This window comes from Polaromonas sp. (genome assembly GCF_012927415.1).
Classification (GTDB): Bacteria; Pseudomonadota; Gammaproteobacteria; order Burkholderiales; family Burkholderiaceae_C; genus Polaromonas.
This window is the reverse complement of sequence record NZ_JABBPF010000158.1, coordinates 1-5,845: the sequence shown is the minus strand read 5'-3', so window position 1 is coordinate 5,845 and position 5,845 is coordinate 1. Positions and strand designations below refer to the sequence as shown.

Annotated in this window: 6 protein-coding genes; all 6 read right to left on the bottom strand. The window is 55.9% G+C overall.

Annotated elements, in window-relative coordinates:
• Positions 1-641: 641 nt before the first annotated feature.
• The 6 genes from HHJ19_RS13355 to tmk all read right to left on the bottom strand — a co-directional run bounded on the left by HHJ19_RS13355 (position 642) and on the right by tmk (position 5,654).
• A complete protein-coding gene (locus tag HHJ19_RS13355; RefSeq protein WP_296908190.1) occupies positions 642-1,559 on the bottom strand; it encodes a hypothetical protein in 918 nt (305 codons plus the stop codon).
• Positions 1,560-1,812: 253 nt separating this feature from the next.
• Positions 1,813-2,484: an ankyrin repeat domain-containing protein gene (locus HHJ19_RS13350; RefSeq protein ID WP_296908188.1), complete on the bottom strand. Its 672-nt coding sequence runs from the start codon at positions 2,482-2,484 to the stop codon at positions 1,813-1,815.
• Positions 2,481-3,287: a TatD family hydrolase gene (locus HHJ19_RS13345; protein WP_296908186.1), complete on the bottom strand. Its 807-nt coding sequence runs from the start codon at positions 3,285-3,287 to the stop codon at positions 2,481-2,483. Before HHJ19_RS13345 ends, HHJ19_RS13350 begins: the two co-directional genes overlap by 4 nt.
• A gap of 111 nt (positions 3,288-3,398) precedes the next feature.
• Complete coding sequence (locus HHJ19_RS13340; RefSeq protein WP_296908184.1) at positions 3,399-3,779, bottom strand: PilZ domain-containing protein; 381 nt, start codon at positions 3,777-3,779, stop codon at positions 3,399-3,401.
• Positions 3,780-3,832: 53 nt separating this feature from the next.
• A complete protein-coding gene (locus HHJ19_RS13335) occupies positions 3,833-4,954 on the bottom strand; it encodes a DNA polymerase III subunit delta' (protein ID WP_296908182.1) in 1,122 nt (373 codons plus the stop codon).
• On the bottom strand, positions 4,941-5,654 hold the full coding sequence (gene tmk, locus HHJ19_RS13330; RefSeq protein WP_296908180.1) for a dTMP kinase: 714 nt from the start codon (positions 5,652-5,654) through the stop codon (positions 4,941-4,943). Before tmk ends, HHJ19_RS13335 begins: the two co-directional genes overlap by 14 nt.
• Between the last annotated feature and the right edge of the window lie 191 nt (positions 5,655-5,845).

Below are 5,845 nucleotides of genomic sequence, written 5' to 3'. Positions count from 1 at the left end.
AGGCCCGCGTTTGTTAAGGGCAAGCGTCGAAAACACCCTGTGCCAACGGTACCCATTGCTGCTTCAAATGCCGGTCAGCTGAAGCCGCGAGTTGCTGTCAGGCGCTTACTGCCAATCGCAGGAAAATATCGCCCGCTGGCAGCCCTGATTTGTAGTCGGCCTGATGCCAGCAACCCGTCCCAGGCGGGGAGAGCGGCGCGAGTGGCAAAGGGGTGGCTGAGTACCCTGGTTTTATTAACCATGATTGATGGTGCCAGAGTGCCCTGTTGCAGGGGAGCACTGGCGCCTCCCGCATTGGAACTGGTCACAGCGTTTTGGAGTGAAGTGATGAATTCTGAGACCAGCCTCACCCACAGGCATTTTTTCCTACTTTCGGTAAGCTCATGAAAGTACGAATTTATTAAGACAACGCGATCATTAGGATCAATCTGATCAGCATGCTGGAAGCGCTGTCACGGGGCAGTCTCTACGCACCTGCCAAACGGAAGCGGAAGGCTATAAATGGATCACCCGCACAGGCACGCGCTGTTATGCTGCGATTGACTTGTTTCTGAAGAACGGCAGTGGCTTGCGGGCTCTTGAGGCCGACGGAGATTGATGACCCGTCCCTTCGCAGGACGACCGATCCGCATCCGATAATGTCACTCGCTTTTCTGGCGCTGGTACTCATCTTTTTTCATGGAAAAATAGCTGGATCGGTCCACTTCATGAAGTTGCTGGGGATATTCTTCCGTCGCATCAAACCAGTATCCCAAACGCGCTTCGAATTGCTGTGCAGGCGGCTGGCTGAGAGACGCCAGATAGGCCTCTATTGCGAGGTAATAGCGCATGGTGTTTCGCTCCACAGTACCGCGCATGCCCCCTACATAAGCCAATTTTTCCCCCTCTTTTATTTGCGTAAACCCAACCTTGCCGCTCCCCAAAGTCGCAAGGTAAGTCTGCATGGCAAGGCGGCCTGCGATTCCGTATCCATACGAATAGCGCAAATGCATGAAGGTTTTTCCATCCGGCAAAGGAACGGCCTGAAGTTCTATCCGGTAATCATTGGTACTCAATGGCCCTTTATCTGCATTTAGCTGAACCGTCAGGTAACTTGATGAAGCCGCCGCGACGCGGTATGCAAACGCGAAAGCAAAGGCATCTGCCACTGCCTGCGGCGTTTTTTTGCCGATAGCCAATTCCACCGTGCTTGGGCTGGCATCTATGCCTGCATGACAGTATTTGGTATTGAGATGCAGTATGAGTACCTCACACCACAACCTAGGGCTTTTGAAGGAGGAGCTGACAGTACTCAAAGGAGAATCCAACACAGCATAGGCAGAGCCACTTACTTTATTGGTAGTTTCCGTAGACTCAAGAAAAAGCGGCCGCCGAAAAGAGTTTTTGACCAGTTGAGCTGCCAGCGCGGCATGCTTTTCAAGCAAGGCGGATGCGTTTGATTCATTGCCTGACGCGGCAGGTGGTTGTGCTGTAGCGCTGGCAACTAGAACCAACATCGCTACAACCCCAACAATTGGCTGCAGCCAGCTTTTCAAAACAAGGCTGCGATTTTTTCTCATCACACCAGTGTGCCTGCGCTCCGGGAACATTTTGACAACAACTTATATCGTCCTACAAAAAGTCACTGGAAAGCTGACAGAAGCAGCCAGTAGCAACGCAAGCGGCATCGTGGAGGGCGGGCAAAAGCCGGGCTTTATTAAGTAAATTGGAAATAATGAAACAGATCCAAAATATTAGTTAACATAATATACATCGTAGAATATAAGAAATTCGGAATCATTTTGCGGTCTAATCCGACTCACTCCGTATCCACTACCACTGCCCTGATGGTCGCTTGCCCCTTATGGCTGCCGCTATGGCCTCCGTCGAGTCGGGGCTCTTGGCTCGCTCGGCGAATTGCAGGGCGGTCAGCCCCTGCTGGTTCTTCAGTTGAGGGTCTGCACCTTCCTGCAACAGGAGTTTGACTGCGGAAGGCGTTCCGTACATGGCCGCCATCATCAGTGGCGTGGTGCCATTGGGAGACTCGGCGTCGATGTAGGCGCTGTTCTCTAGCAGAAGGCTGATGATTGGTAGTTGCCCGCCACTCGCCGCGTAATGCAAAGGAGTCCAGCCGGTCTTGTTGATGTCTGCGCCTTTTTTGATCAGTTTTTGCGCTAGCTCCGGGAAGCCCTTGATGGCTGCCATCATGAGCGGGCTTTCGCCTTTGGGGTTGAGCTTGTTGACATCAGTCTTGGGCCAGACGATCAGCACTTGCGCGGCTTTGGGCGAAGGCTCTGTCAATGCAATATAAAGACCGTTTAGGCCTTTTGGATCGAGGGTGTTGGCATCAAAGCCCCGCGTGAGAAGTTCCTGTACTTTGCCTGCGTTGTCTTGTTTTATGGCGGTAAAGAAGTCTTCATAAGAACCGGCATTAACCAAACCAACTCCTGCAAATACAACAAGGTATATGGCTTTTTTAATGTAATTTAAGAAGTTATTTTTCATCTGTTGATTTCTGAAAACAAGTGCTCAAAATTGCGGCTTGTCGCTTCAGCGATGACTTCCAGCGTCTGCTGCCTGATTTCGGCAATCTGCCGCGCCACGAAAGGCACGTAAGAAGGATTATTGGTTTTACCGCGGTAGGGAACGGGTGCCAGATAGGGGCTATCGGTTTCGATCAGCATGCGGTCGAGCGGAACAAACCGGGCGACATCGCGAATATCGCCCGCATTTTTGAACGTCAGGATGCCCGAAAACGAAATGTAAAATCCGAGCTCGAGCGCGGCGCGCGCCACGGCCTGGGTTTCGGTGAAACAGTGAAAAACACCGCTCGCCGGCGCCATAAAATCGCCTTGCCCTGCCCCCTGCCCCTCGTCTTTTAAAATGGCGAGGGTGTCATCAGAAGCGCTACGGGTATGAATGACCAGCGGTTTGCCAGTTTGGCGGCCCGCGCGAATATGCACCCGAAATCGCTCCCGCTGCCACTCCATGTCGGCCACGCTGCGCTCGCCAAGCCGGTAATAGTCAAGCCCTGTCTCGCCAATTCCGACCACCCTGGGCAAGCTTGCACGCTGCAGCAGGTCGGCAATGCTGGGCTCCTGCACATCTTCGTTGTCGGGGTGTACGCCGACGGTGCACCAGAAATTGTCATAACCGGTGGCAAGCTGGTGAACCGTTTCAAATTCTTCCAGCGTGGTGCAGATGCACAGCGCTCTGTCAACCTGTGCCCGCACCATCGCCTCGCGGATCTGTGGCAACTGGGCTTGAAGTTCGGGAGCGCTTAAATGGCAGTGAGAATCGGTGAACATAAAAATGTTTTTTTAGGAAAAACGCGGTTACGTCCAAGCTTTACGATTGCCACGTGCTATAAAAACTATAGCTTTTCGCAGGTGCAGGCAGGGCCGCGCGAGGAGCAATGTTTAAATGGTCTGGGTGGGCCGATCGGACGCAAGATGGGCGCCCAAAATTTCTTCAATCTTGATTTTGAGCAGGCGGGACTTATCGTCGTCGGGAAAACGGATGCCTACCCCCTGGGTGCGATTGCCCGCCGCCCGGGCAGGCGTGACCCACGCAACTTTGCCTGCGACGGGGTAACGCTGGATGTCATCGGGAAGCGTCAGCAAAACATAGACGTCATCCCCGAGCTTGTATTCGCGGGCGGTGGGTATGAACACCCCCCCCTCTTTAAAAAGCGGAATGTAGGCAGCATAAAGTGCCGCTTTTTCCTTGATCGCCAATTGGACAACGCTCGGTCTGGAAGCGGCTGCGGTGGGAGAACTGGCGAGGGGAGTTGTACTCATAGCATTAGTTTATAGGGTTCTCCAGAAAGCATGCAACAGCTTTACGGCTTGCATCATTTTGAATTCAGCGCCGTGCGCGCGCGGCTGACCAACGATTCCAGCAGCAAACCGGGGTTATACGGGTGCTCCACCGTGCGGGCGATCGTACTCAATTCCTTGGACCAGCTGGCAAGCGCATAAAAGCCTGATTTGGTCGCACTTTGCGGTGCGCCAGCCGCCCCTCCCGAAGTTATTGACGACAGATCTTCGGCGCGAAAAAATCGGGGAGATGCCCCGACCCGGACCGCCCACACATCATGGCAAAGCTTTTGCAAGGCATCCAGTGCCAAGGCCGGTGGCCAGTCAGCCAATGTGCCGACATCACCCCTGGCGATGGCCTGAGGCAGGGCTTGCCAGTGCCTGGCCGCTTCATCGGGCGGGCTGTTCCTCATCCAGGCCAGGGCATCTGAAGGGCGGCCACCCGCACCGGTCAACAGTGTTTGCAAATCTGCGGCGTCTGGCGACCGAGCCGGCTTTTTGGCACTGCCCAGCGCCGCGCCCTGGTGCAGGGTTTCGCCGCCAAGCCAGGCCAAAGCCTGCTCGAAATCAGGCCAGACCATGGTGTGGCCGAGGCACCGGCTGCGTATCGTGGGCAGCAACTGGTGCGCCGCCTCCGTGGCCAGAATGAACCTGACTGCACCTGGCGGTTCTTCCAGTGTTTTAAGTAGCGTATTGGCCGTGATGTGGTTCATGCGTTCGGCCGGAAACACCAGCACGACCTTGGTGCTGCCGCGTGAGCGCGTGAACTGGGTAAATGATACGACCTCGCGTGCGGCATCAACCTTGATTTCCTTGCTTGGCTTGCGCTTCTTGCTGTCCAGATCATCCTGGGTTTTTTCGTCCAGCGGCCAGCCGAGAGCCAGCGACAGGGCTTCCGGCAGCAGCACGCACAGATCAGCGTGCGTGTGCACGTCCACGGCGTGGCAGCTGCCGCAATGGCCGCAGGCACCCTGACCGGTAGGCTGCTCGCACAACCAGGCCCTGGCCAGCGCCAGCGCCAGGTCGAACTGTCCCAGTCCCGACGGCCCACTTAGCAACCAGGCATGACCACGTTGGGCGAGCAGGCTCTCCAGCTGGGTTTGCAGCCACGGAGCAAGTTGCCGATGCCCGTTTTGGACTGTGCTAGTGTCGTTCATGGCAAGTTGCGCCTTCCAGCCAGCCTTTTTCGACAAACACCTGGCGTACGTCCTGCCAGACCGCTTCGCGGTTTTGAAAGGCATCAATGCGCGCAAAACGCTCTGGATGGTTTTGCAGGCGATCGGCATATCCCCGGGCGACACGGCGGAAAAACTCAATCGGTTGCGACTCGAATTTGTCAGGGATGCGCGTGCCCGCCAGCCGCAACGCAGCCTCTTCAGGCGCCAGGTCAAACCACACGGTCAGGTGCGGTTCGATGACTGTGTTGACCTCTGGCTTCATCGGTTGATTGCCAGCCGGGTCGCCCAGCAGTCCTTCATCGGATTGCACCCATTGCTCCAGCGTAGCCAGCACCTTCAAATCAAAACCACGGCCCGCCCCCTGATAGGCAAAAGTCGCATCGGTAAAACGGTCGCACAGCACGACATCGCCGCGCCGCAGCGCCGGTGCGATCACGCTCACAAGATGATCGCGCCGCGCCGCAAAAATCAGCAGCGACTCGGTCAGCGGGTCCATCGCGTCGTCCAGCACCAGGGCGCGTAGTTTTTCGGCCAGCGGCGTGCCGCCAGGTTCGCGGCTCAAGGTGACCGCCCTGCCCTCGTCGCTGAAAGCTGCAGCCAGCCCTGCGATGTGGGTGGACTTGCCGGCGCCGTCTATGCCTTCAAAACTGATAAAAAGGCCGCTTAAACTTTTAGTCATGATTGCAGGGTGAAAAGTGTGGGGGCAATGAACAAAGCGCAGGGCCGCCCCAAGCTCAGTTCAGCCCCTCGGGGGGCAGCGTATTACACGAAGTGAAAAGCGTGGGGGCGATATTCATCGGCCTCGGATGTATTTGTTGACGGCTCGGTTATGTTCGTCCAGATTGCTGCTGAAGTGGCTGCTGCCATCTC

What these genes read in the sequence shown, in the direction of transcription:
- HHJ19_RS13335 (WP_296908182.1), bottom strand. Translation starts at nt 4,954, where the DNA reads ATGAACGACACTAGCACAGTCCAAAACGGGCATCGGCAACTTGCTCCG.
- HHJ19_RS13355 (WP_296908190.1), bottom strand. Translation starts at nt 1,559, where the DNA reads ATGAGAAAAAATCGCAGCCTTGTTTTGAAAAGCTGGCTGCAGCCAATT.
- HHJ19_RS13340 (WP_296908184.1), bottom strand. Translation starts at nt 3,779, where the DNA reads ATGAGTACAACTCCCCTCGCCAGTTCTCCCACCGCAGCCGCTTCCAGA.
- HHJ19_RS13350 (WP_296908188.1), bottom strand. Translation starts at nt 2,484, where the DNA reads ATGAAAAATAACTTCTTAAATTACATTAAAAAAGCCATATACCTTGTT.
- HHJ19_RS13345 (WP_296908186.1), bottom strand. Translation starts at nt 3,287, where the DNA reads ATGTTCACCGATTCTCACTGCCATTTAAGCGCTCCCGAACTTCAAGCC.
- tmk (WP_296908180.1), bottom strand. Translation starts at nt 5,654, where the DNA reads ATGACTAAAAGTTTAAGCGGCCTTTTTATCAGTTTTGAAGGCATAGAC.